Source organism: Novosphingobium sp. BL-S-34 (assembly GCF_056857015.1).
This window is the reverse complement of sequence record NZ_CM166473.1, coordinates 1,945,291-1,970,187: the sequence shown is the minus strand read 5'-3', so window position 1 is coordinate 1,970,187 and position 24,897 is coordinate 1,945,291. Positions and strand designations below refer to the sequence as shown.

The following is a 24,897-nucleotide window of genomic DNA, read 5'->3' as shown; positions in this document are numbered from 1 at the left end:
TAAAACCCCGCCAATCGTTCGATGAAACTGAAAAGCGCCGGACCTTTCGGCCCGGCGCTTCGAAAATTGCCAGCTCGCTCTCGTGGCGGTCACTCCGGCGGGGTGACGCCGTGGCGGCCGAGGAAAGCGAAGATCGTCTCCCAGACGTGCTTGCTGATCATCGGCCCCTTCACCGCGTGGGTATAGCCGGGATAGAGCATCATCTCGAACGGGACGGCCTGGGCCTGGAGCTTCGAGATCAGCACGGTGCTGTTCTCGAACACCACGTTGTCGTCCGACATGCCGTGGATCAGCAGCAGGGGATCGCTGATCTTCGCGGCGTTCTCGATGGCGTCGGAGGCGGTATAGGCTTCCGGCTGCTTGCGGGGGTCGCCCATGTAGCGTTCGGTGTAATGGGTGTCGTAAAGCTCCCACTTGGTCACCGGCGCGCCCGAGATGCCTGCCGCGTAAAGACCGTGATCGGCCTGGAGCATCTTCAGCGTCATGTAGCCGCCGTAGGACCAGCCATAAGTCGCGATCTTCCTCGGATCGACGAAGTCCAGCGTCTTGAGATAGGCGGCGCCCGCGCGCTGGTCCGCCACTTCGACGGTGCCCAGCTTGTGGCGGATCTGGCTTTCGAACTTCACGCCGCGGTTCGGGCTGCCGCGGTTGTCGAGGCGGAAGTAGATATAGCCCTTGTCGACGATGGCCTGCGGCAGGGCGCCCAGCCACTGGCGCGCCACCTGCTGGCTATGCGGGCCGCCGTAGTGCTCGAAGAACACCGGGTAGCGCTTGCCGGGCTCCATCTTGGGCGTGATCATCAGCCAGTGCAGGTCGCTGCCGTCCTCGGCCTTGACCGTGCCGAAGGTGGGCGTGCGGTGGCCGGCCAGATAGGGCGCATAAGGATGCGCGCCGTCGAGGCGGTTCTCTTCCACCCAGGCGAGGCGCTTGCCCTCGGCATCGGCGACATAGCTTTGCGAGGGCTGCGTGGGCGAGGAGCGGGTGACGACCAGCGTGCGGCCGTCCTTGTTCGCCACGGCGGCATTGAACCAGCCTTCCTCGGTCAGCCGCTGCGGCGTGCCGGGCCTGGCCAGGTCGATGGCGTAAAGCTGCGGGGACAGCACGTCATCCTTCGTGCCGGTGAAGAGCACGCGCCCGCGTGCCTCGTCCACCGAGACGAGCTTGGTCACCGTCCACCGGCCCGAGGTCAGCTGCTGCCACTTGCCGTTCGCGAAGCGGTAGAGATGGCCGAAACCGTCGCGTTCGGACCACCAGATCAGGCTGCCGTCCTTGAGGAAGCGGTAGTTGCCGGACAAGTTGATCCAGGCCTCCGGAGAGGCCTTTTCGGTGAAGAGCACGCTGCTCCTGCCGGTGGCCGGATCGACCGCCAGCATGTCGATCTTCGTCTGCGCGCGGTCCTGCCGCTGGACGTAGAGCATCTTGCCATCATGCGACCAGTTGACCCGGGCCACGTAGATATCGCTGTCGGCACCCAGGTCGACCTGGACCTTGCCGCTGCCGTCCGGCTTCATCACGAAGAGCGAGACCAGCACGTTCGGCGTGCCCGCGGCCGGATAGCGCTGCTCGTAAGTGCGCGTGCCCTCCGCGCCGATCGCGGCGCGGGTGACGACCTTGACCGGGGCCTCGTCATAGCGCTCCACGGCGATGCGGCTTTCGTCGGGCGACCACCAATAGCCCGCCATGCGGTCCATCTCTTCCTGCGCCACGAACTCCGCCTCGCCCCAGTGCACGGTCTTCGCGCTTTCTTCGGGGGTGATCGGCTTCTGCGCGCCCTGTTCGAGCGAGCCCACCCAGAGCCGCTGTTCGCGCACGAAGGACAGATACTTGCCGCCGGGGCTGAGCGCGGAGTTCAGCTCGTCCTCCGGGGAATCGGTCAGGCGACGCACCGAACCGTCCAGCCCGGCCAGATAGAGATCGCCGTCCAGCGGGACGATGATCGAGCGGCCGTCGTCGCTCCAGTCATAAGCGACGATGCCCTTGAGATCGCCCACGCGCTTGCGTTCGCGCTGCATCTTTTCGGCTTCGGACAGCGGGCGGCTGGAGCCGAGCTTGAGCGAATCCACCAGCATGCTCCATTCGCCGCTCTCGCGGTCGTAGCCCCAGAGGTCGTAGCGCTGGCGGTCCTCGGTGCGATTGCGCAGCAGGGTGAGATAGCGCCCGTCCGGCGAGATCTTCACTTCGCGCGGCTGCGGCCCATCGAGCGAGGGGCTGGCGAAGACGCGCTGGAAATCGAGCGCGCCTGCAGCGATGTTCGGACGAGCGGCCGGACTGGCAGGGGTGTCGGCGGCCCGGGGGGCGGTCTTCTCGGTCACGGGGGCGGCCTCTGCGGAGATGAAGCTGGTGGGAACTGTGGCGCACAGGGCGGCAAGCAGCAGGGAGATTCTGGACATCGGACCCATGCCTAGAGCATTTTCCAGTCGGGTGGAATCACCTGATGGCTCGGAAAATGCGACTGCTCCCGCGCGCTTGCCGGCCGGTTGGAATCGCCTCAGGCTTCAAGGCGCGTTTGACCGAATCGGCGCGGAAAAAGCCGCGTTCCCCGCGGGTTTCAGCCGTTTCCCTCGGGAAACATGGCGGTGTGTCCGGCGAAGAGGCGCTCAAGCACCAGGCGGCTCGGCGCTTTCCTCCAGTTCGGCGATCTCGAAGACGAAGCCCTTCCAGCCCCGCATCCGCACCGCGTCCTGCGTGGCGGCGCGCCTTTTCTTCGCTTCCGCCAGCGAGCGGGTATGCCCCCAGAACACCTCGGTCTTGCCGTTTTCCAGCGTGGCGACAATGCGCCAGTAATGCGTGAAGGGGTCGGCGGTCGGCCCGATCGTCTTCACGTAGCCGTCCGGCATCCGCGCGGTGAGGTATCGCTTTTTCCTGCCCATGGGCCGGCGATAGGACGTCGCAGTGGCAATGTCAGCCGGGGCGCGGTAGGGGCAGGCCGATTTCAGGCAATTCCTTTCAGGCAGATCAGGCAGAGACATGGCCCGCAAGCATCCCAAACACGGCCCCTGGGAAGATCCCACCGAAGAGGAAGAGGCCCCTCCGCCGGTGCCGTGCTGGCTCTGCGGGCGGCCCACGGGCAAGACCATCGTCTGGCATCACCCCGTTCCCAAGAGCAGGGGCGGGCGCGATGTCGTGCCGATGCACCCGATCTGCCAGCAGACGCTGATCGCCAATTTCAGCAATTCCGAACTCCAGCGCCACGGCATGGATGTGGAGGGCCTGCTGCTCAATCCCAACGTGCGCAAGTTCGTGGACTGGGTGGCGAAGAAGGACCCGGACTTCACCGCCGCCATCACCAAAAAGCAGCGCTGACGGCCCCCGCCCTCGAAAGCCCTGCGCCGATCCTTTCCCGCTTCCCCCGCCCCGCGGCGCCGTCCCGCGGGCGGGGAGGGCGGAAGAGCAGCGGCCGTGACCGTACTTTCAGGACCCCTCGATGCATCTGACCCTCGAAGCCATCTCGTTCCTGGTCGCCATCGCTTTCATGGCGGGCACGGTCGATGCCCTGGCCGGGGGCGGGGGACTGCTGACGATCCCGGCGCTGCTCATGGCGGGCGTGCCGCCGATCGCCGCGCTGGCCACTAACAAGCTGCAGAGCACGATCGGCACGGCCTCTGCCGTGGCCGCCTTCCTGCGCGCAGGCCGAGTGGATCTGCGCGCTTTCGCCGTGCCGGCGGCCGGGGCCTTCGCCGGATCGGTGCTGGGCGCCACGGCCGTCCAGCATGTCGATCCCGGCTTCCTCACCGCTTTCGTGCCGCTGCTGCTGATCGCGATGGGTCTCTATTTCCTGCTCGCGCCGCCGATGAGCGAAGTGGACCGCCACGCCCGCCTCGGCGGCGCGGGGCTGACCGCCGTCTGCACCGGCATCGGCTTCTACGACGGTTTCTTCGGTCCGGGCACCGGCTCCTTCCTGACCACGGCGCTGGTAGCGCTGGGCGGACTGGGCCTGGTGCGGGCCATTGCCAATACCAAGTTCATCAATCTGGCGACCAATGTGGCCGCGCTGCTGGCGATGGTGGCCGGCGGCAAAGTGCTGTGGGTTCTGGGCCTCTCCATGGCGGCGGCGAACATTGCCGGCAACCAGACCGGCGCCTGGCTGGCGATCCGCTTCGGCGGGCGCGGGGTGCGGCCGCTGCTGGTGGTCATGTCCTTCGCGCTGACCGTCAAGCTGCTGGCCGACCCGGCCAATCCCTTGTGGACGCTGTTCTAGGGAAGGCGCAGCCTACCGCCCCGCCCCCCGCCGCGAATCGCACGGTAGGGTCGATCCGTCCGGCAAACCGGCGCCGCGCCCTTGGCAAGGCGGTCCGCGATGTGAATAGGGGCGAGGTGAATAAATTTGCGCCTCGGGACCGACAGTCAGGCAACCGACAGGATGGACGCGCTTTGCCGATCAGCATGAAGGACGATGATTCGCGGTTCCCGCGCGCCGGAGCGCCCCTGTTCCTCGCCGCCTCGGCGCTTGCTGCCGTGGCGGCGGCGCCGGCCCTGGCCGATCCCGCTCCCTTCGAGCTGAGCGGCCCGGACTTGCGGATCGAGGTGACGCGCGGCCAGCAGACCCTGCCGATCGCGCAAGTGCCCAGCCTGGCCGAGGGGGACAAGCTCTCGATCCGCGCCGACCTGCCGGGCGACCAGGGCCAGAAGTTCCTGCTGACGTCCGCCTTCCTGCGCGGGGCCACCAATCCCCCGCCGAAGGACTGGGTCACCACCGCCAGCACCTGGAAGTCCAAGGACAAGGACAAGGCGCTCTCGCTCACCGTGCCCAAGGGCGCGCGGCAGGCAGTGCTGCTGATGGTGGCGGATACCGGCGGGGCGGAAGGCGTGCTGCTGGACGCGGTACGCGGCAAGCCGGGCGAATTCGTGCGCGCCAGCCAGGATCTGAACCAGGCCTCGCTAGACCATTCGCGCCTGGCCACCTTCATGGCCGCCATCCAGGCGCAGGACAATACCGGGCCGGAATACTTGCGCACCGTGGCCCCCGTGCTGGCGCGCAGCCTGTCCATCAAGCTCAATGACGAGTGCCTGTCCAAAGTCGTGGAGATGCAGGCCTCCTGCCTGCTGGAGAACCGCGAGGCGCTGGTGCTGAACGACGTGCACTCCAGTTCGCTGGCCGATACGCTGACGGGCACCCCCACCGATCTGGCCCTGCAGCTCAGCGCCACGCCCGAGGCGGGCGGCGGCTATTACAGCGCCTATATCGGTGTGGCGCGGGACATCGCGCGCATTTTCGGCGCCTTCAACAACCCCCAGTTCAATTACTTGCCCACGCTTTCGCTGCGCAAGGACGCCACGATGTCGCTGTTGCTCAATGCGGCGCCTTCGTTCCAGAAGCCGAAGTCGGTCATGGTCACGGCGCTGCCCGCGGTGGAGGCGGACATTCCCCCGCAGCTGCGCAGCATCGCCAAGGGGCCGGTCTGCATCGCCCGGCCCGGCGCCGTGCTGCCGGTGGAAGGCGCGCCCCTGGTCTATTCCACGGCCTTCGCGCACGACATGAAGATCAAGCTCACTAACGGTTCCGGCGAGACGATGGACGTGGCGGTGGTGCCGCGCGCGGACCGGGGCGGCTACATGATCGGGCCGGACGAACTGCCCAGCGCCTTCACCGGATCGCTGCGCGCCCAGCTTCACGGCATGTGGGGCTTCGCGCCGTTCGGCGGGCCGGACTTCCTGCTGCAGCGGCCCGACGGCGCCGCCTGGAAAGTGGTGGGCGACGCTGACGGACTGGTGGTCGGCCGCGACAATGCCGTCACGCTGGAAGGCGCGGCGCCCTCCTGCGTGGAGGAAGTGCTGCTGAGGCAGGGCAGCGGCGCCCCCCGGTCGCTGGAATGGAAAGTGCAGGACGGCCAGCGGCTGACGTTCACCGTGCCGCTGGCCGCAGTCAACCCCGGCGAGATGCGCGTGGAAGTGCGCTATCAGGGCGCGAAGGGCCCGGAAACCGTCACATTGCGCGCCCGCGCCGAAGCGAGCCGGGTCGACGGGTTCGAGTTTCACGCCGGAGACCGGCAGGGCGTGCTGACCGGCCAGCGGCTGGACCAGGTCCAGTCGCTGACGCTGAACGATGTCGAATACCGCCCGGACGGCCTTACCCGCGAGGATGCTGTCGATCGCCTGCGCCTTTCGGTGAAAGCCGCTCCGGCCCAGGTCAATTCGGCCCAGGCCAATACGTCGCCCGGCACTCCGGGCCAGAACACTCCGGGCCAGAACGGTGCGGCGAAGACCACTCCCGCGCTTGAGCAAGGCGCTTCGGCAAAGGCCGTGGTGCGCCTGGCGGACGGGCGCAGCCTGACCCTGCCGGTGCGCGTAAGTGCCCCCCGCCCGCAAGTGGAGCTGCTGGGCCGCACGATCTATCCCGGCCCGGTCGCGCCGGGCGCCAGGGCGCTGGAACTGGGCGCGGGCGAACTTCTGCCTGACAACGGCGAACTGGTCTTCTCGGTAAAGGCCGCGCCGGGCACCGGTTTTGGCACGCGCGACACGATCGAGATCGCCACGGCGGACGGCCCCGCGGTCGCTCGTCTTTCGGCCGGCAAGGGGCTGACGCTGGAGAGCCGCCAGGTGCTCGTCGCCCGGCTCAAGGCCGCCGACCTGCCTGCCGGCGCCTTCGGGCCGCTGCGCTTCCGTCTCGCCGGGGGTGAGACCACGGGGGACTGGACGCCGCTGACCACGCTGGCCCGGCTGCCCCGGATCGAGAACCTCGTCTGCGACAAGGACGGCACGAAACAGGAGGCCGGAGCAGCGACCGGAGCAGGGGCGGCGGCAACACCCTGTACGCTCACCGGGCGGGATCTGTTCCTGATCGGCTCCGTCTCGGCGGAGCCCACTTTCGCCCAGCCCGCGGCAGTGCCCACCGGCTTCACCGGCTCCAGCCTGCCCGTGCCGCGTCCCGTGGCCGGAAAGCTCTACCTGCGCCTGCGCGATGCGCCCGATACCGCGGTGGCCCTGCCGCAATCCTGACCTTTCGCCCCAGACGGCGCTTTCGGACTTTTCGATCCTTGGCTTCTCAATTCGTTAGGCATTGCTATGTAGGCTGCCGCTGTCCGGGTGCGCGATGCCCGGACGCGCGAATGGGGCAGCGAAGCAGCGACATGGACCTGGCCGGATGATCGAACGCGGCGGCGCGACAGCATGGGCCGGCGGCAAGCCGGCCGTTCCGGCGCTGACGGTGGCCGTCGGCAGCCTCTCGGTGCGCGCCGCGGGCCCTGCCGGTCTGCCGGGTCTCGATGTGGCCGGAACGGTGGAGGAAGACGATGTCCTGCCCTCCTGGGGCCACGAGGGCGCCGAAGTCGCGCTTTGCGTGAATCCCGCAGGCACGGCCTTTCTGGAAGGCGTGCTGGGCCAGGGCCGCATCTATGCAGACCGCATCGAAGTGGACATCGTGCTGCCGGCCGGCGAGGCAGAAGCGCTGGCGTCCCGGCTCGCCCAGCCCGCCACCCACGACCGCCCATCCCGCCACCGCCTGCGCCTGACCGCGCAGCCGATCACCGAGACCCTGCTGCGCATCACCGGCTTCGAGATCTGCTGATTCCGCACCCTCCGGGCGCAAAAGAGGTAGCAGGCCACTCGCAATAGCCGCGCCCGGGCGAGGCCGAACGGCTATCCTGATCCCGGTGCGGACAGGCGAGGAACCGGGGCATGGGCGGGACGACTCTGTGAAGACGGCGGTCGACCGCCTGCTGAAACCCCTGGGCCTTCAGGCGCGGCCGGACGATCCCGGACCCTATTGGCCCCGGCGCCGCACCGACCGGATCCACCACCCCTTCCTGTTCCTGCTGACGCCGCCGGGCGCGGGCACGACCGCGATCGCGCGTCATGTGGCCGATCGCGCCGATGTCGGCGGGCTTCACTCCAGCTTCGAAGGGCAGCGCCTGGTGCGCGGGCTGATGGACGCGGACCAGTGGCTCGACCGCAAGTTCGTAGACTACGAAGCGGTGCTCGGGGCCTGGAACGCACGCATCGCCGAAGCCGAGCGGAGCCGCGGCCGGGCGTTCTTCCTGGAGAAGAGCCCGCCCAACCTCGTCCGCTACGAAACGCTGTTCGGTCATTTCAGCGACTACCGCGTCGCCGTGTGCAACCGCGCGCCGCTGACCAATATCGACGCCCAGCTCAAGCGCTATGCCCTGCCCGCCTATCGCGGCGTCCCGCGTGACCGTGTGGTGCGCGACCTGGCACGGACGTGGATCTGGAGAAGCGGCCTGCTGCGCACCGCGATCGAGCGGCACGGCTATCCGCTGGTCACTTACGAACGCTTCCGCCGCGATCCCGATGCGATCCTGTCGGCTTTCGGGCTGGAAGTCGGTCCGCCCGCATCAGCGGCGGCCGAAGAGCATCGCAGCGCTTCGTCGCAGGTCCTCATGCTGTCGACCGGGGAGCGGCGGATCGTGGCCGAAACGGTGGCCGAAGCGCCGGACCTGCTGGCATTCTTCGGCTACGAGGCCGAACGCCCAGCTGATTGAAAGGGCCGCCGATTAGACGGGCCGCCGACCAAGGAGCCAATAAGGCCCCGTCGCCCCCGATCCGGTCGGCCTGATCCGGCAGGGACGACGGGCATTCCGCGCCTGCTCAGCTGGTACCGCGCGCGTAATAGTATTGATAATAGGCCATTTCCTCGCCCAGCACGGCCGAGGAGCGCGTGTCCACCTGGGTGAGCAGCAGGCCGTAGATATTGGCGCCGGCGCGGTCGAGTTCGCGCAGGGCGGTCTTCAGCACGTTGCGCTGGGTGGAGCGCCAGCGCAGGATCATCAGGGTGACGTCCGCCATGGCCGCCAGCGCGCGGGCCTCGGCCACCGGGATGACCGGCGCGATGTCCAGCACGACAAGGTCGTATTCCTGGCGGAACCGGTCGAACAGGGTGGCGGTGGCGTCCGAGTGGATGATGTCCAGCGGCGTTTCGGCCGTGGAATTCAGCGGGAGGACATGCGCGCCCGAGGGTTCGTCCAGGACCAGCACGTCTTCCACCCGCGCCTCTCCGGTCAGCACTTCGGCCAGGCCGGGGCGGCCGCGCAGGCCCAGCGCGATGGTGGTGCCCATGCGGCGCACGTCGCAGTCGATCAGCAGGGTGCGGCGGCCGGCCATGGCGGCGGAGCGGGCCAGGGCGATGGCGGTGCTGGTCTTGCCCTCTCCGGGGATCGACGAGGTGACCCCCACCGAGCGGGCGACCTGCCCCTTGTGCCCGATCTTCAGCGCCGTCCAGATCGCGCGCACCGATTCCGCGAAGGGCGAATCCCGGTGGCTCACCAGGAAGTCCGGCACGCCCAGGGCGTCGTCCTTGCGGAAGTCGGGTTCGTCCATGGTGGCGATGTCGGGCAGGCTGCTGACCACTTCGTAGCCGGTCAGCTCTTCGGCTTCGGCGCGGGTGCGGATGCCGCGTTCGCGCCATTCCAGGGCCAGCGCCAGCAGGACCGCGGCGATCACCCCGGCAATGCCGCCGCCCAGCATGTAGACCAGCAGGTCGGGCGAGGAGGGCTTGGTGGGCACCTGGGCGCGGGCGATGACTTGCGCCTTGCTCTTTTCGGTGCCGCGCGTGGCCAGTTCCACGCGGTAGCGGTCAAGGAAGGTCTGGTAGAGCTGGCGCGAACTTTCGGCCACGCGCTCCAGTTCGTTGAGGCGCACGGAGGCGTTGTTGCCCGCGAGCAGGCGGCCCTTGGCGCCGCCGATGGCGGATTGTAGGGCGCCCACGCGCTGGCTGTCCACGCCCACGTCGGAGCTGACGCCCGAGGCGGCGCGGGCCACTTCGCGGCGCAGCGCCTGGCGGGCAGTGGCGAGCTGGGCTTCGGTCCTGACGCGATCGGGGTGGTTCGGCCCGAGCGTGGAGGACTGCTCGGCCAGCTTGACCTCCAGCGTCGAGACTTCGGTGCGCAAGTCGCGGATCACCGGGCTGTTGTTGACGGCGGTGCCGTTCTCGCCCGCATTGGCCCTGGCGCGGCCCTGGGAAGCGGCGAGTTCGGCCTTGGCCGAGGCCAGTTCGGTGTTGAGCGTGGAAAGCTCCTGCTGCGCGATCGTGCTGTCGTTGCTGACGGCCACGAGATCGGCGCTGGCGCGGTAGGAGGCGACGGCGGCCTCGGCCTTGATCACGTCTCCGCGCAGCTGGTCGAGCCGGCTGCGCAGCATGTTGATGTCCTGGCTGCGCGCGCTCTGCTCGCCTTGCACCTGGCCGCTGACGTAAGCGTCGGCCACGGTGTTGGCGACCATCGCGGAGACCTTGGGATCGCGCGAGCGGTAGCCGAGGTTGATCGCGTAGGACAGCCCCTGGCGGCCGACCGTGAGGTTGGAGCGCAGGATATTGGCGGCGGCGGCCTCGGTCAGGGGGCCGGGGGCGTTCGGCGCCGAGGCGGCCAGGAACGCGGGATTGGTGTTGAGCCGCGCGTTGTGCACGGCGGCGGCCGCCACTTCGGGCGAGAGCAGGACCTGCACTTCGGTGTCCACCGCCGGGGAATCGACGATGGTATCCTTGTTGGTCTGCGCCGTGCGGACCAGTTGCTGGTCGCCCCGGTCCAGCGCCAGCACGACGCTGGCGTCGTATTTCTTGACCGCGAAGAGATAGGCCGTGGCCGTGGCCGCCAGCACCGCGAGAATGGCGATGAGCATGGCCCACTTGTGCCGCCAGGCCAGCGTCGCCAGCCAGGACAGGTCGATGAGCTTGCCCCCGTCGGGGCCAGAGCCGGAGGCGGAAGCAGCGCTGCCTGGGGCGGGGTCGGTCAACCCCACCCTGCGTGCTACGGAGGGATCCAGCTTGTTGGGAGCCACGTGCAAGTCGCCTACCTCTCGAGAATCGAGGAAATTCGCGGACTTATTCTGCGAGCCTTTGCCATTGGAAATCCATGAGAAACAGGTAGTAATTCGAAATCTCAGGCACCACTACCTCGTGCGAGTGGAGCCGGCGCCCGGGCCGGGCTCCGGGCCTTTCGCGCTTGTGCAAGTGGCTGGGGGGCTGTCCGCATGGATGCCGGCGCCGCGCCGGACCGCCTGGCCTGGGGCGCCAGGGCGGATAGGCGCGCAAGGAACGCCAGCGGACATTGGGCCGCCAGCCTTCGAAAACAGCCCGCCGACCGGCGTTCCGGCCGGTTCGGCGGGCCTGTTCGGTCGGTCAGATCGCCATCCGCTGGTCGATCGTCACCTTGGAGCCGGAAAAGCTGCCGGATGCGCTCAGAACCTGGCCCGGCTTGGCGATCAGGCGGCGGATATGCAGGTTGACCACGCCGTCCTCGGCGCGGAACAAGGGCACGTTGGGGTCTCCCGAGGCGATCAGCACGTCGATGGTGATCGTGCGGGTCACGCCCTTGCTGCCCTTGCCGATGATGCCGACGAAACGGTTGGTGCCCAGTTCGATCAGGCCGTGGCTCTGGTTGGTCCAGGCCTTGATGCCCTGGCGGCAGCCGGAGAGGTAGACGTTGTCCGCCCGCACATTGCCCTTGATGTCCAGGCAGGCATCGCTGGCGTTGATAACGCGGCCATTGGTGATCGTGCCGGAATAGCCGCCCTCGGTCGAGATGCCGTCCACGTTCTGGTAATAGCTTCCTGAATTCATGAATAGATTCTGGAAGTCGAAGTTGTTGATTTCAAAATTTCCGACGTCGTCCGCGTCCTTGCCCTTGAGGGCGATGGCGGCCCAGGCGTCGTCGCTGTTGATGGCCGGATGGGCCTTGTCGCCGATCCAGACGAGGTCGTGGAAGCTTGCCTTGCCGATGCCGTTGCTGACGTTGACGAGGCCGAGGCCAAGGGTGGCGTCGGCGCGTGCCTCGGTGTCGGAAACGCGCTGGACCTGCAGGTCCGGCACATTACTGCCGCGCATGAGCGGGCCGTAGCGCTGGGACTTGATGTCCCGCATCACGAAGCCGCTGGCGTCCTTGCCGTTGACCAGGATGTTGCCGTCCACGACGCAGAGCTTCGAGATTCCGGGCGTGGTGGCGGTCATGCGCAAGGTCGAGGCGGCCTTGCAGGCGGCGCTGCTCACTTGCGGGGCGGCGATGGACGGCATGGTGAAAGTGGTGGCGGCGGTAGTGGCGGTTGCCTGGGCCATGGCCAGCGGCGAGGCGGTCAGGCTGCTGAGTGCGGCGGGCGCACCCCCGTTGGATGGGCCCATCGCCAGCATCGGCAGGACGAGGCCAAGTGTTCGAAACATGTGCTTCCTCAAGGACTTAGGCGCTTGATCGCGTTTTATTGACAGGACCATGACGAATAGTCTCATCCGTATGGCTTAGTTCTTTTGGGCTACTTGCCCAGGTGAACTTGAAGCACAACTGGCGGGGCGGGCGAAATGTCCTCAAACGGGGCGGAGCGCTGCGGGATTTGCGACGGACCGTTTCGCAGCGCGGCCCTGAAGGTTGGCGTGAACCGTGAAACCGCAGAGCAGGCCGTAGAACAGCAGGCCCTCGATCATCCAGAACGGCATCGTCGCCATGTTGAGCAGGAAGAACCCGAGATGCGCCATCACCAGCGTGAACCGCGCGGGTGTGCGCGCCGTGGCGGCCAGGAACACCATCCAGCTCCAGAGCAGCAGCATGGCCGCCACCCCCAGGACACCCAGCTCGTAAAGCGTGGAGACCAGGGTGTTATGGGCATAGTAGCGATAGCGGCCTTCCCAGGCATTGGCGCCGAAGCCCAGCATGTGCTGGCGCGGCGTGCCGGCATCCCAGGCGGTGATGTACTGGCTCCAGAGCAGCAGGCGGCCCGAGAGGACCTGCGTGTCGGCGCGGCTGAAGTCGGCCGGGGCCTTCATGATGATGGCCGGATTGTCCCACACGGTCTTGACCGCATCGAAGCGGTCCCCGGCGACGATCGGCACGATCGGCACGGCGGAGAGCACCAGCAGCCAGCCCAGGATGCCGGCGATCGGCCTCTGGCTGGGGCGGACCCCGCCCACGATCGCGGCGATGAACAGGCCCAGCATCAGCGGTCCGGCGGTGATGATGGCGGTGCGGTAGTTGGCGGCCAGGATCCCGCCAAGGCAGACGACGGCGATCCCCAGCTTGTAGAGCGCGCGCAGCCGCGGGTTGAGGATCGCGGTGAGCAGCCCCGTCAGGAGGATGATCGAGAAGCTGGCCTCGTGGTTGTAGCCGCCGATGTAGGACGTGGAGCCGTCGCTTTCGGTGGCCTTGGCGATGCCGAGCACGATGCTGAAGCCCTGGAGCATCAGGGGAAGCAGGAACGTGAACAGCAGCCGCAGCAGCACTTTGCCGGCGCCGTCGATCACGAAGGCGTCGTAGGCGGTGAGGGCGATGATCGCGAGATAGGCGTATTTCACCAGGCTCTCGACCGAGCCGGAGATCTCGCCGTTAAGCACGGCGCTCATGGCGATGACCATGAGCAGCGGCGCGATCGGCGCCAGGATCAGCGGCACGGCGCGGCTGCGCAGGAGCAGCAGCGCGCCCACGCCCACCAGCACCACCGAGGCCAGCGCGTTCCAGCTCAGTCCCGCCGGGCTGGAGGAAAAGGCGAAGCGCGGCATCGCGGACATCGCCAGGCGCATCGCGAAAGCCACGATCAGGAACCGCGCCGAAGCGCGCACCTGCAGGCAGAGCACCACCACGAGCACGCAGTAGAGCATCATCGTGGGCAGGAGCAGGAAGATCGGGATGGGCGGGCTGCCCGATGTCAGTGCCAGCATGGCGTGCTCCGGTCGCGGTCTAGGGGCGCTTCGGCCGTGGCGCCGGTCCGGGCCGGGATCGGCGGGAGGGCCTCAGCTTGCAGGGGTAAGGGCATGGCTGAGCCACTTGCGGGTCTTGAGCTTGCGGTAGGCGGCGGCCGTGCGCCGGGCCACTTCGTCCCAGTCGAGCAATGTTTCGGGCAATGTCTCGGGCAATGTCTCGGGCGGGGGATCGCCCGCGCTTTCCTCGTCCTGCGGGCCGGTTTGCGGCCGGTCTTCCGCGCCGAGACGCGCGGCGAGGGCGTTGACGTCCCCGACCGGGAAGTAGCGGTCGGCGGGCAGGCCGAGGTCGAGGTTGGGCTGGATGTCGCTGAGCAGGACCGGGCAGCCGCAGGCCAGCGCCTCCAGCGCGGCGATGGGCAGGCCCTCATGGAAGGAGGGCAGCACGAAAAGCGCGGTATTGCGCAGCAGCACGCCCAGCCGGGGGCGCGGCACCATGCCCAGGAAGCGGATGCGCGGCTCCGCCATGGCGAGCAGGTCCTGCGCATAGCGATCGTCCTTGCGGCCCGCCCCGGCGATCACCAGGGTGCGCCCATCCCTGCCAGAACCGTCCGTGCCGAGACCGTCTCCGCTGCGGCGGAAGGCCTCCACCAGGTAGTGGATGCCCTTTTCCGGCACCAGCCGCGCCACGCAGAGGACATAGTCCTGCGCGCGCAGGTCCAGTTCGGCCAGCACGTCCTCGTCGCTCTGGGGAGAGGGGGGCATCGTGCTGACGCCGTTGGGAATGAACTCCACGCGCTCGGCCCGCGCCGGGTAGCGCTCGCGCATGCGGGCGGCGAGCGAGGGCGAGACGCAGACCACGCGGTCGGCCGATTGCACGCCCAGCCACTCGCCCAGCTTGAGCATGAGCTTGGCGCCGCGGCCCCATTTCTCGCGGTCGTAGTCGGCGCCGTGGTGAGTCAGCAGCACGCGCAGGCCGAGCAGGCGGGCGAAAGGGGCCAGCAGCGCGGGGCCGACCGCGTGGATATGCACGGCGTCGGCGCCGTGAAGGCGCGCGTGGACGATGCCCACGAACGTCGAGACAAGCGCCTCGCTGATGCGGCCGGTGGGGGAATAGAGCGGCTTCAGCGCGACGTGGCGAAAACTGGTGATCGCCGGATCGACATAGGGCGCGCGGCAGCAGACCTCGATCTCGATCTCGGGCTCCATGGCGGCGATGCGGGGCAGGAGTTCCTCGCAGTGGGTCTCCACCCCGCCCATGACGCCGGGGATGCCGCGCAGGCCGGTAACGCAGACTTTCATGGCCGCACCGCCTGTGCCTGCCTTGCGGCAGGCGCCGGGGCGGCCTCCATCAGCGCCGTCCGGAACCGCTCGACCGCGCTTTCCACCGAGAAGGCGGCGGCGCGCCGGGCGGCCGCGGCCGACAGTTCCGCATGGCGCGGCCCCATCATCTCGGCCATGCAGCGCGCCATGGCGGCATGATCGTCGGGCGCCACGAGAGCGCCGCCATGGCCCATGACCGAACGCGCGCCGTCCAGCTCGACCTCCAGGATTTCCGCCGGTCCCGAAGGGCAATCGGTGGCGACGACCGGCAGGCCGACCGCCATGGCCTCCATCATGGCATTGGGAAAACCTTCGGCATAGGACGTGAGCAGGTAACATCCCGCCCGCGCCAGCACGGCGTAGGGATTGGCGAGGAAGCCCGGGAAATGCACGCGATCGGCCAGGCCCAGCCCGGCCGCCAGCCGGATCAGGTCTTCCCGCAAGGGACCTTCGCCCAGCACGATCAGGTTGCCGGATCCCGCTTCGGCCCCCGCTCCCGCCCCCGTTACCGTCCCTATTTCCGCCAACGCGCGGATGGCCATGGCGGTGTTCTTGTTGTCCACCAGCCGGCCCATCGTCACGAAGTCCCGCGCGGTGACCGGGATGGCCGGTTCCTGCGCGGCCAGCGCGTGGATATGCGCGGTGTCCACCGGGTTGTAGATCACCGAGATGCGCTGCGGCTCCACGTCGAAGTCGCTCTCCAGCGTGCGGGCGACGCCTTGGGAGACGGCGATGATGCGCCGGGCGGCGGGGTAGGTGTTGCGGATCAGGAGGCGGCTGAGGAAGGCGAGACGGCCGCTCCGGAGGTGGGCGGTGGTGTTCACCCGCTCGCTGATGATCGCCGCGCCGCCGGTGCGGCGCATGGCGACGATCGCGGCGACATTGGCGCGTGAGAGGAACGAGAGCGTCACGTCCGGCCGCAGCCGCCGCACGAGCTTGCGGGTCTGGGTGATGCTGCGCAGCAGCCCGCCGCGCGCGTCTAGGCGCTCCACCGTGACGCCGGCGGGCAGGCGGTAGGCCTCTTCCGCCTCGTTATCGAGCAGGGCGACGGTGATGGCGATTTCGTCCGGGCGGCGGCTGAGCTGGTCCACCAGGGTGGTGAACACGCGCTCTGCCCCGCCGCCGGCGAGCGAATTGATGACGAAGAGCGCGCGAAGCGGCGATTCAGAACGCATGCGACCTCTCGTGGCTTTGAGCAGGTGCAGCGTAGCCAGCGCATGGCGCGGGAGCGATTCAACAAAAGGGCCAGCGCGTGGCCCATCGGGGGTATGGCGCGGCACCCATATTGCCGGGCGCGGCCTGTTGAAAAGCCTGATCTTTCTCGTTTGCCGCCAGGAGCCGGGGCAAGTCTCTCCCGCCCCGCGCCGGGGATCGCTTCGCCGCGCGCGTCACGGTGAGGGGGGAGGGCAGGAGAGGGAGAGCGCAGGGAGGGGGCGGCGATCCGTCCCGCCCCCTCCTGCGCGGGGCGGCTCAGGGGCGGTAGAGCGCCTCGGTGGGCAGGATCACGCCATTGGCCTTGGCATAATCGTCCCAGGCGGCCGTCAGTTCGCGCAGCTTGTCCGGGTTCGCGGCGGAGAGGTCGCGGGTTTCGCCGGGGTCGCGGGCGATGTCGAAGAGGCGCCACTGGCCGTCGCCGATGTCGGTCACTTTCCAGTCGCCCTTGCGCAAGGCGCGGCTGCCGAACAGTTCGGTGCCCAGCGGCTCGTCGGCGGCGTGGACCGCGGCGGCCTTGCCCTCCAGCCAGGGACGCGCGCTCTTGCCGGTGATCGGCAGGACGGTGCGGCCCTGGAACGTGGTGCCGGCGGCGGGCACGCCCGCATAGTCGAGCAGGGTCGGCGCGATGTCGGCCACGCTGACATAGGCACTGCCCACGCCCCGCGCGTGGGCCAGCCCCCTGGCATGGACGAAGGCCACGGTGCGGGTGCCGCCTTCCGAGGCATAGGCCTTGGTCAGCCACGAGGGCGCGGTGCCGGCCTGCGCCCATTCCGGGCCGTACGTGATGTAGGAGTTCGCCTTGCCGCGATTGGCGAAGCTGTTGTCCGCCTCGGCAACCCGGCTGCCGAGCATTTTCGCGCCGGTCGTGCGATAATCGAGGCCCTCCGCGCCGTTGTCGGCCAGGAACACGATCACGGTATTGTCGAGTTCGCCGCTGGCGCGCAGTTCCTCGATCACGCGGCCGACATTGCGATCCATGCGCTCGACCATGGCGGCATAGATCTCCATGTCGCGTGCGGCTTCGCGCTTGTCCGCCGCAGACAGCGAATCCCAGCCGCCGCGCGGGGCGCGCACGCTGTGCGCGGCCGTACCCTTGGCCAGGATCCCGAGCTGCTCCTGCCGGGCGAGGCGGCGGCTGCGGATCTCGTCGAAGCCCAGGTCGTACTTGCCGCTCTGGCGCGCGACGTCTTCGGCGGGCGCCTGGAGCGGCCAGTGCGGCGCGGTGAAGGCGAGATAGGCGAAGAACGGCTTGTCGGGGCTCTCGCGGCGGCTCTGCTGCAATTCCGCGATCAGGTTCGTGGCATAGGCATCCGACGAGTAGAAATCCTTGTCGAGCGAGGCCAGGACCTTGCCGTCGCGGGTATAGGTCGCGCCCTTGCCGGGTTCGGCGGACTGGTCGCGGCCATAGTGGTTGGCGCCGCCCTGCAGCAGCGCGAAGCTGTGCTGGAAGCCGCGCGCATGGGGATCGAGGTCCGGGGTCAGGCCCAGGTGCCACTTGCCCGAAAGCAGCGTGCGATAGCCGCCCGCGGACAGGCGCTCGGCCAGGCTGGCGACATCGCGGCTGAGATAGCCTTCATAGCCGGGTTTGCCCTTCTGGTTGGGGGCGGTGAGTTCCGCCATGCTGCCCAGCCCGGCGCGGTGGTTGTCCGTGCCGGACAGCAGCATCGAGCGCGTGGGCGAGCATGTGGGCGCGGTGTGGAAGCCCGTCAGCCGCAGCCCGTCCAGCGCCAGCCGGTCGAGGTTGGGGGTGGCGATCTCGCTGCCAAAGGCGCCGACATCGGAAAAGCCGAGGTCGTCGGCGATGATGACCAGGAAGTTCGGGCGGGCTTGCGCGGGAACCTGGCCCGCAGGACCGGACGGCGCCGGAGCGGTTTGCGCCAACGCCGGGGTTACGGTGGTGGCGAGCAGGGCTGCGCCGAAAGCGGCGGCGAAAGCGAAACGCTTGGATTTCATCGATATGTCCTTGGAAAAATCCCGCGCCGCGGCGGAAGCGCGCGGCGCGGGCAGTCAACGGCCCGTACAGGGTGTGAGGGATCAGGCCGGTTCGTAAGTGGTGGCCTTTTCCTTCCGGGTCGTGCGGCTCTGGCGTCCGTCGATGGCGACCGGCACCGTGCCGGCGATCGTCGCGCGGCGCAGGGTGCGGCGCTGGAGGCCGAAGTCGGCCACGGCGCGGTGCTGGGTCGCCTGGTTGTCCCAGAAGGCCACGTCGCCCGGCTGCCAGCGCCAGCGCACGACGTTCTCGGGGCGCGTGATGTGTTCCTGAAGGATCGAGAAGATCCGCGCCGAATCCGCCTGGTTCAGCCCGGCGATGCGCTTCACGAAATGGCCGAGCAGCAGGCTGCGCTGGCCCGAGACCGGATGGACGCGAACCAGCGGGTGCTCGGTCTCGTAAACGGTCGAGGCGAAGATGTTCTTCTGGAACTGCGTGCGGTTCTGGGCGGCCTCGTCATCCTTCGGCGCATTGCCCAGCACGGCGGCATAGTCGTAATCGTTCGAGTGGACCGCCCAGAGCGTGTTCACAAGCTGGCGCAGGCTTTCCGGCAGGCCTTCGTAGGCAGTCTCGGTATTGGCCCAGACGGTGTCCCCGCCCGCTTCGGGAATGGTGATCGCGCGCAGGATGGAGCCGGCCGGATAGGCATCGGTGAACGTCACGTCGGTATGCCAGCTGGAGGCGGCGTAGCCTTCCTTGCTGTCGAGTTCGAGCAGGTAGCGCGATCCTTCGGCCACCGGCACGGTCGGGTGAGCGACCGGCTCGCCGAACAGCGAGGCGAAAGCCTCGTGGCGCTGGTCGTCCAGTTCGTGCTGGCCGCGGAAGAAAATCACCTTGTGGCGGACGAGCGCGTCCTTGATGGCCTGCACGGTCGGGCCGTCGAGATCGCCGGAGAGCGTCACGCCCCGGATCTCGGCGCCGATGGTGCCGGTGATCGGCGCCACGTCGAGCGGGGAGGCGGGATCCTTGGCATTGGCGTAAGTGGCAATCGAAGTCATGGCAGTTACTCCTTCTTCGTGAAAACGGGGAACGGGCTTCGTGAAAACAGGGGTCGGGAAGGTCATTCGGCAGGGACGGCGGCGGCGGCGTAGACGTCCTCGCGCGCCTGGATCTGGCGGCGGATTTCGGCGTGGCGGCCGGCGTCGAGCGGGAAGCCCGCCACCAGCGCGGCGGCCAGGGTGTGGGCCAGCGCCGGGCCGAGCGCGAAGACCAGCAGCAGGGCATCGAGCGCCTGGGGCGTGTTGGTGGCGGCCTTGGGATCGAAGCCGAAGGCCGTGACCAGCGGCAGGGCGATCCCGAAAGCCAAGGCGCCGCCCAACTTCATCGAGACGCTGAATACCGAATAGTAGAGCCCCACGCGGTCCTCGCCGGTCTCGGCGCGGTGGAGGTCGGCCACGTCTGCCACCATCGAGCGCAGCATGAGGTTGCCCGAGCCTTGCGAGAGGCCCTGCGCCACGGCGAGCGCCATCATCAGGCCGAAACGGTCGGGCGTCAGGAACACGAGGCCGAAGTTGATGGCCGCCTGGGTCAGCTCCGCCAGCACGGCGGCGCGGCTCTTGCCGAGGCGCAGGCCGATGCGGCGCCAGATCGGCCCGGCCAGCACGCCGAAGGAGTACTGGAGCAGGAAGAACCCGGCGGCCCATTCCGGGCGCTGGAAATAGATGGTGACGATGAACAGCAGCAGCGCGGTACGCACGCCCTGTCCGGCCGTGACCGCGGCGTCCGCGGCCAGGACGCGCAGCAGCAGGGGATTGCCGAAGACCGCCTTCAACGTCTTGCGCAGCACGAATGGCTCCGCACCGGAAGGCGCGCTGTGGTCGGGCACGGCGGTCAGCGTGAGCAGCAGGCCGGGCACGGCGGTGACCAGCACCAGGGTGCCGAACAGGGTCAGGCGCAGCGGGCCGTCGTCCGGCCGGAACTGGTCGGCCAGGGCGGGCAGCAGCAGGGTCAGCACCAGCGCCGCGGAGGACAGCAGCGTGAACTGCGAGGCGATCCGCGTGCGCTGGTCGTAGTCGCCGCTGATCTCGCCGGACCAGGCCAGCAAGGTGGTCTGGGTGGCGGAGGCCCCGGTGTAATAGCAGAGCACGCCGATCCCCACCCAGGTGAGGCTGGCGCCCTCGGGCGGGAAGAACAGCATGGTGCTGCCCACGATGAACAGCAGCCCGCCGGCCGCGATCCACGGCCGCCTGCGCCCGAACCGGCTGACGGTACGGTCGCTCAGCGCGCCGATCACCGGGTCCAGCAGCGAGTTCACTACCTGGCCGATCAGGTAGACCAGCCCCAGCCCCGCCAGCGGAATGGCATAGTGGCGCGAGAGGATGGCCGGCACGAAGGCCATGACCGGCTGCGCGGCGGCGTAGATCGGCACGGACATGGCGGTGAAGCGCAGGAGGCGCCAGCCATCAAGTCGTTCCTGTCGTGGCGGCGATGAAGGAAATCTCTCGTGGATCATGGCTGGCGCCTCCTGGTTGGGAGCGGGATCAGAGCTTGGTGCGAAGGGTGGCGCCGAACGTGCGCGGCTCGCCCAGCTGGGCAGTGACCGCGCCGGTGTTGGCGGCGCTGAGGCTGACGTAGTAGTTCTTGTCGAACAGGTTCTTGGCCCAGATCGAGAAGTCCCAGAGGCCGTCGTCCGTCCTCAGCCCGATGCGGCCGTTGGCCAGGCCGAAGCCGGGGATTTGCGCCCAGGCCGAATTCGAGGCCGAAGTGTTGAAATTGCTGCGGTAGGCGTAGTCGGCATGGGCATAGAGCCCCAGTTCCTTGCCGCCGAGATCGCCGAGTGCGGTGCTGAAGTCCGCGCCGATGGTCCAGGCGAACTTGGGCACGCCGGGCAGGCGCTCGCCGGAAAGGTCCTGGATCGCGCCCTGGTTCTGCCGTTCGAAGGCCTGCGGGGCGTTCTTGTAAGTGATGTAAGTGGCGTCGGTATAAGTCGCCGAGGCATTGAAGTTGAGGTTGTCAGTGGCCGCCACGGCCAGTTCGCCTTCCAGGCCGCGCGAACGGACCTTGGGAATGTTCGAGATATATTGGCGGCCCACCACGGCGCCCACCGGCAGGTCGGTGATGGTGGTCTGGTAGTCGCTGATCTCGGTCCAGAACGCGGCGGCGTTGAAGGTGGCGCGGCGATCGAGGAACTGGGACTTGAAGCCCAGTTCGAAGGCGTCGACTTTCTCCGGCTTCACGTCGGGATCGACGCCGGCAGGCAGGACGGACAAGTTGAGCCCGCCCGACTTGTTGCCGCGCGAATAGGTCCCATAGACGTTGATGTCCGGCGCGACCTTCCAGTTCAGCGTGACCAGGCCGGAAAGGCTGTTGTTGGTGAAGCTGGTGGCATAGCTGGTCACCGGGTTGAACTGGGTGCGGATGGCGTTGATCGCCGCTTGCTGCGCGGCGGTGAAGCCGGAGATGTCGGCACCGTCGACCCAGTACTGGGCGTAGGCGCCTTCCTTCTTCTCATGCGTGAAGCGCAGGCCGGTGGTGAGCGTCAGGGCATCGTTGATGTGCCAGTCGGTCTGGCCGAACACGGCGATGGTCTTGGTTTCCGGGGTGGAGGTGGAATTGGATTCGAACCCGTCCAGCGCCGCATTGGCGATCGTCTGGTTGGCGGCCGGCAGGTTCCACAGGGCCGCGGCGGGGCCATAGCGCGAGGCGCCGTAGCCGCGCACGATCTGCCAGAAATAATAGGCGCCGACCACATAGTCGAAGCTGCCGCCGCCCTTGGAGGCCAGGCGGATTTCCTGGCTGAACTGGCGCTGGCGGTTGGCCTGCTGGGCCTTGGTGACGATCGGCAGCGAGGTGCTGTCGCCGTCGTTGGCGGGGTTCCAGTCCCACCAGCGATAGGCGGTGATCGCGGTCAGCGCGGCATTGCCGAGGTTCCAGTTGACCTCGCCCGAAACGCCGTAGCCGGCCATGTTGGACTGATAGTGGCTGTCCGCCTCGCCCACGCGGTCGAAGGCGTCGAAGCTGGGCAGGGTATAGCCGGGGAACCGCGCGGCGCGCTGGGCCCAGTTGTTGGCGATGGTGGTACCGTCCGTGTAAGTGGTGTGCAGGCCGGCGAAGACGTTGAGGACGTGGTTCTGCTTCTGCTTGGCATAGTCGCCGATGATGCGGACTTCGAAGTCCGGATCGGGCGTGAACAGCAGTTGCCCGCGGATGGACTTGTTCAGGTAGTCCTGCGCGCGGCGGTTGGTGGTCTTGTTCCAGAGGAACCCGTCGTTCTCGCTGATCGCACCCGAAAGGCGCACCGCCAGCAGGTCCTTGAAGATCCCTGCAGAGCCCGAAGCGCGGAACTGGTAGAAGCCGTAATTGCCGATGCTCGCTTCGGCCGTGAGTTCGGGATCGAACGTCGGTTTCCGGGAAGTGACGTTGATCACGCCCGAGGTCGTGTTCTTGCCGAACAGCGTGCCCTGGGGGCCGCGCAGCACTTCGATGCCCTGAAGGTCGACAAGGTCGAACTGCGCCAGGCCGACGCGGCCGTAGTAGACGTTGTCGATGTAGAAGCCGACGCCGTTCTCCAGCCCGTCGTTGGTGAGCGAGATGTTGGAGCCGAGGCCGCGAATGTTGATGTTGGTGTTGCGCGCGTTGTAGGTGATGACCTGAAGGCTGGGCACCTGCTGCGAAATGGAGCCGAGCGTATAGTCTCCGCGCTTTTCCAGGGTGGCGGCGCTGATGACGCTGATGGCGACCGGCACGTCCTGCACGTTCTCGTCGCGGCGGCGCGATGCGGTGACGACAATGGCCTCGCCGCTGTTCGCCTCTGCTGCGGTATCGAGAGCGGCGGCTTCAGGCGCGGCGCTGGCGGGCGCCGTCTCCGCTGCTACGGATTCGTTGGCGAAAGCCGGTGCGGCCAGCAGCGAAACCGTGAGCGCAAGCGGACTGGTGGCGGTGACGAAACTGCGAAACATTCAACTGGATCCCTGTTGTCATGAGTGCGCGCCGATCTGTCGTCGGGCGTGAATTTCTGCGGATTTGAAGCGGTTGGGTTCGGGGCAGGCGGCCATGCCGGGGTCGGCCCGTGTTCAGGGCGCCAGAGGACGGCCGGAGCCTGCGTTGAGGCCCGGAAAAACCGGATCGGGGACGCACGATCCCTCCACGCGGAACCGCATGGTTCCGGCGCCGGGCGCGTGGGTCTGCTGTGAAGGACGCGGGTTTCCGGGGGCCGCCGTGGTCGGCTGGTCCTGTGAATTCCCGCTGGTCAGCCCGTGATGCGCGTCAGGCGCGCGGGGTCATGGCCGTTGCGCGTCAGCCGCGCGGAGTCATGGTCTGCATCGTATCACCTCATCGTTGGCGTGAGGGGAACACGACGCCTGGCGCTGTCGCCTGAGCATCGCGCGCTTTAGCGGTTGGTAACGCGGAGCAAGCTGCTTCCCATCAAATGCCGCGGACCAAGAAACCCTGGATATGCACGATCGGCCTGGTCATCCGACGCCGTGCGGTGTGCTTGTCTAGTTATTTGGTTGAGAAAGGAGGGTCAAGCGCAAGGTTTTCTATTGCGGCCAATGGCAGGGATTTCGGGGCGAGGCTTGTCCGGGGCTCTATCCGCGCGGATTCAACGGTTTGCAGCGGCTTTGCGCCACTTCCAAGGGCGCACCCTTACTCCGTAAGGAGAGGGCTGGTTCCGAAAGAGCCGCGATTGTAACGGAGGATCATGACGTCTTTTTCCCATTCCCCCGGCGCTGCGCCTGCGAGTCCCGGCCTTTCCCGAGCCTTCCCGCTGGAAGGGCGCTCGGCCCTCGTGACCGGCGCCGGCGGCGGTTTCGGGCGTGAGATCGCGCTTGGCCTGTCGCGGGCGGGCGCGCGCGTCGTGCTGCACGGCCGGGGCATCGCGACGCTCGACAGCCTGCGGCAGGAGATCGCCGATGCCGGCGGCGCGGCGGCAACCGCAGCTTTCGACCTGGCGGATGGCGATGCCGCCCGCGCCGCGCTGGAAGGGTTGGGCAGGATCGACATTCTCGTCAACAATGCCGGTCGCCGCGACCGCAGGCCGATGGAGGCGCTTGACCGCGAGGCCGTGCGGATGATGCTGGAGGTCAACCTCGTCGCGCCTTTCGATCTGGCCCGCCTGCTGGCGCCGGGCATGGGCGGGGGCGGGCGGATCATCAACATCACCTCGATCGCCGGACAGATCGCCCGCTCTGGCGACGCCGCCTATACCATGGCCAAGGGCGGGCTGGACGCCATGACCCGCGCGCTGGCGGCGGAACTCGGTCCGCGCGGCATTACGGTCAATGCCGTGGCACCCGGCTATTTCGCCACGGAGGCCAATGCGGCCATGGTTGCCGACCCCGAAGTGGCCGCGCACCTTGCCCGCCGCACCTCGCTCGGCCGCTGGGGGCGGCCCGAGGAAGTGGTGGGGCCAGTGGTCTTCCTGGCTTCGGATGCGGCCAGTTACGTCACCGGGCAGGTGCTCGGTGTGGACGGCGGCTATCTGGCGCATTTCTGAGCGGCATTTGGTGCGGGCTGACGCCCGCTGCGAAACTTGCGGTTCGTGCGACTGCCTGAAACGATTGCCGGGCAGAGGTCTGCGGCCGGGTCCGACGCCGACGCGGCCTGGCCATTAAAGCAAAACCCTTGGTTTATCGCGGGCTTTCGCCCTCTCCGCCGCGCGCGAAGCCTTAATGAAGCCCCGTTTCGGCATTGAGGAAAGTGCAAGGGTTCGCGCAGATTGCCCGGCGATCCGCCACGGAAAAATGCCGGAATTGCGTGCGAGTTGCGCGGAACGCAACAGCAGGTTTCATTTCCTCATTTGCCGAAATCCCGATTCTCATCCAGATAGGACGGGCCTTTCAGGCATCCTCTCCCAAAAACTTTC

General features: G+C 68.0%; 17 protein-coding genes. 6 read left to right on the top strand and 11 right to left on the bottom strand.

Going from position 1 to position 24,897, the window contains the following annotated elements; genetic code table 11:
• Nucleotides 1-89: 89 nt before the first annotated feature.
• Nucleotides 90-2,390 (bottom strand): S9 family peptidase, encoded by a 2,301-nt coding sequence (locus AC1VV3_RS22380; protein ID WP_482962543.1) that lies wholly within the window; start codon nucleotides 2,388-2,390, stop codon nucleotides 90-92.
• A gap of 207 nt (nucleotides 2,391-2,597) precedes the next feature.
• On the bottom strand, nucleotides 2,598-2,870 hold the full coding sequence (locus AC1VV3_RS22375) for a hypothetical protein (protein WP_431567921.1): 273 nt from the start codon (nucleotides 2,868-2,870) through the stop codon (nucleotides 2,598-2,600).
• Nucleotides 2,871-2,967: 97 nt separating this feature from the next.
• Here AC1VV3_RS22375 and AC1VV3_RS22370 point away from each other — a divergent pair, with 97 nt between their 5' ends.
• The 5 genes from AC1VV3_RS22370 to AC1VV3_RS22350 all read left to right on the top strand — a co-directional run bounded on the left by AC1VV3_RS22370 (nucleotide 2,968) and on the right by AC1VV3_RS22350 (nucleotide 8,435).
• On the top strand, nucleotides 2,968-3,303 hold the full coding sequence (locus tag AC1VV3_RS22370; protein ID WP_132267749.1) for a hypothetical protein: 336 nt from the start codon (nucleotides 2,968-2,970) through the stop codon (nucleotides 3,301-3,303).
• A gap of 121 nt (nucleotides 3,304-3,424) precedes the next feature.
• Nucleotides 3,425-4,198, top strand: a complete 774-nt coding sequence (locus AC1VV3_RS22365) for a TSUP family transporter (protein WP_482962542.1) — start codon at nucleotides 3,425-3,427, stop codon at nucleotides 4,196-4,198.
• 185 nt (nucleotides 4,199-4,383) lie between these two features.
• Nucleotides 4,384-6,936, top strand: coding sequence for a hypothetical protein (locus tag AC1VV3_RS22360; RefSeq protein WP_482962541.1), 2,553 nt, complete (start codon nucleotides 4,384-4,386; stop codon nucleotides 6,934-6,936).
• 145 nt (nucleotides 6,937-7,081) lie between these two features.
• Nucleotides 7,082-7,504 (top strand): hypothetical protein, encoded by a 423-nt coding sequence (locus tag AC1VV3_RS22355; protein ID WP_482962540.1) that lies wholly within the window; start codon nucleotides 7,082-7,084, stop codon nucleotides 7,502-7,504.
• Nucleotides 7,505-7,631: 127 nt separating this feature from the next.
• Nucleotides 7,632-8,435 (top strand): hypothetical protein, encoded by an 804-nt coding sequence (locus AC1VV3_RS22350; protein ID WP_431567924.1) that lies wholly within the window; start codon nucleotides 7,632-7,634, stop codon nucleotides 8,433-8,435.
• Nucleotides 8,436-8,541: 106 nt separating this feature from the next.
• On the opposite strand, the gene AC1VV3_RS22345 is transcribed toward AC1VV3_RS22350, so the two are convergent.
• The 9 genes from AC1VV3_RS22345 to AC1VV3_RS22305 all read right to left on the bottom strand — a co-directional run bounded on the left by AC1VV3_RS22345 (nucleotide 8,542) and on the right by AC1VV3_RS22305 (nucleotide 22,990).
• Complete coding sequence (locus tag AC1VV3_RS22345; RefSeq protein ID WP_132267741.1) at nucleotides 8,542-10,725, bottom strand: GumC family protein; 2,184 nt, start codon at nucleotides 10,723-10,725, stop codon at nucleotides 8,542-8,544.
• Between the two features lie 340 nt (nucleotides 10,726-11,065).
• Nucleotides 11,066-12,100, bottom strand: a complete 1,035-nt coding sequence (locus AC1VV3_RS22340) for a hypothetical protein (protein ID WP_482962539.1) — start codon at nucleotides 12,098-12,100, stop codon at nucleotides 11,066-11,068.
• Nucleotides 12,101-12,241: 141 nt separating this feature from the next.
• A complete protein-coding gene (locus tag AC1VV3_RS22335; RefSeq protein ID WP_132267738.1) occupies nucleotides 12,242-13,585 on the bottom strand; it encodes an O-antigen ligase family protein in 1,344 nt (447 codons plus the stop codon).
• A 72-nt stretch (nucleotides 13,586-13,657) separates the two neighbouring features.
• On the bottom strand, nucleotides 13,658-14,866 hold the full coding sequence (locus tag AC1VV3_RS22330; RefSeq protein WP_482962538.1) for a glycosyltransferase family 4 protein: 1,209 nt from the start codon (nucleotides 14,864-14,866) through the stop codon (nucleotides 13,658-13,660).
• Nucleotides 14,863-16,062: a glycosyltransferase gene (locus AC1VV3_RS22325; protein WP_482962537.1), complete on the bottom strand. Its 1,200-nt coding sequence runs from the start codon at nucleotides 16,060-16,062 to the stop codon at nucleotides 14,863-14,865. The genes AC1VV3_RS22330 and AC1VV3_RS22325 overlap by 4 nt, the downstream gene beginning before the upstream one ends.
• Before the next feature lie 295 nt (nucleotides 16,063-16,357).
• Complete coding sequence (locus AC1VV3_RS22320; RefSeq protein ID WP_482962536.1) at nucleotides 16,358-18,055, bottom strand: arylsulfatase; 1,698 nt, start codon at nucleotides 18,053-18,055, stop codon at nucleotides 16,358-16,360.
• Between the two features lie 81 nt (nucleotides 18,056-18,136).
• Entirely contained in the window at nucleotides 18,137-19,090 is a 954-nt protein-coding gene (locus AC1VV3_RS22315; RefSeq protein ID WP_132267732.1) for a TauD/TfdA dioxygenase family protein, read from the bottom strand.
• Between the two features lie 62 nt (nucleotides 19,091-19,152).
• Nucleotides 19,153-20,544 carry an MFS transporter gene (locus AC1VV3_RS22310; protein ID WP_134093328.1) on the bottom strand — a complete coding sequence of 464 codons (1,392 nt, stop codon included), beginning with the start codon at nucleotides 20,542-20,544 and terminating at the stop codon, nucleotides 19,153-19,155.
• Between the two features lie 28 nt (nucleotides 20,545-20,572).
• Nucleotides 20,573-22,990, bottom strand: a complete 2,418-nt coding sequence (locus tag AC1VV3_RS22305; RefSeq protein ID WP_482962535.1) for a TonB-dependent receptor — start codon at nucleotides 22,988-22,990, stop codon at nucleotides 20,573-20,575.
• Nucleotides 22,991-23,733: 743 nt separating this feature from the next.
• On the opposite strand from AC1VV3_RS22305, the gene AC1VV3_RS22300 reads away from it, so the two are divergent.
• A complete protein-coding gene (locus AC1VV3_RS22300; RefSeq protein WP_482962534.1) occupies nucleotides 23,734-24,528 on the top strand; it encodes an SDR family oxidoreductase in 795 nt (264 codons plus the stop codon).
• Nucleotides 24,529-24,897 lie beyond the last annotated feature (369 nt).

Coding starts and splice junctions, on each gene's coding strand:
- AC1VV3_RS22380 (WP_482962543.1), bottom strand. CDS start 2,390: ATGTCCAGAATCTCCCTGCTGCTTGCCGCCCTGTGCGCCACAGTTCCC.
- AC1VV3_RS22375 (WP_431567921.1), bottom strand. CDS start 2,870: ATGGGCAGGAAAAAGCGATACCTCACCGCGCGGATGCCGGACGGCTAC.
- AC1VV3_RS22370 (WP_132267749.1), top strand. CDS start 2,968: ATGGCCCGCAAGCATCCCAAACACGGCCCCTGGGAAGATCCCACCGAA.
- AC1VV3_RS22365 (WP_482962542.1), top strand. CDS start 3,425: ATGCATCTGACCCTCGAAGCCATCTCGTTCCTGGTCGCCATCGCTTTC.
- AC1VV3_RS22360 (WP_482962541.1), top strand. CDS start 4,384: ATGAAGGACGATGATTCGCGGTTCCCGCGCGCCGGAGCGCCCCTGTTC.
- AC1VV3_RS22355 (WP_482962540.1), top strand. CDS start 7,082: ATGATCGAACGCGGCGGCGCGACAGCATGGGCCGGCGGCAAGCCGGCC.
- AC1VV3_RS22340 (WP_482962539.1), bottom strand. CDS start 12,100: ATGTTTCGAACACTTGGCCTCGTCCTGCCGATGCTGGCGATGGGCCCA.
- AC1VV3_RS22335 (WP_132267738.1), bottom strand. CDS start 13,585: ATGCTGGCACTGACATCGGGCAGCCCGCCCATCCCGATCTTCCTGCTC.
- AC1VV3_RS22330 (WP_482962538.1), bottom strand. CDS start 14,866: ATGAAAGTCTGCGTTACCGGCCTGCGCGGCATCCCCGGCGTCATGGGC.
- AC1VV3_RS22325 (WP_482962537.1), bottom strand. CDS start 16,062: ATGCGTTCTGAATCGCCGCTTCGCGCGCTCTTCGTCATCAATTCGCTC.
- AC1VV3_RS22320 (WP_482962536.1), bottom strand. CDS start 18,055: ATGAAATCCAAGCGTTTCGCTTTCGCCGCCGCTTTCGGCGCAGCCCTG.
- AC1VV3_RS22315 (WP_132267732.1), bottom strand. CDS start 19,090: ATGACTTCGATTGCCACTTACGCCAATGCCAAGGATCCCGCCTCCCCG.
- AC1VV3_RS22310 (WP_134093328.1), bottom strand. CDS start 20,544: ATGATCCACGAGAGATTTCCTTCATCGCCGCCACGACAGGAACGACTT.
- AC1VV3_RS22305 (WP_482962535.1), bottom strand. CDS start 22,990: ATGTTTCGCAGTTTCGTCACCGCCACCAGTCCGCTTGCGCTCACGGTT.
- AC1VV3_RS22300 (WP_482962534.1), top strand. CDS start 23,734: ATGACGTCTTTTTCCCATTCCCCCGGCGCTGCGCCTGCGAGTCCCGGC.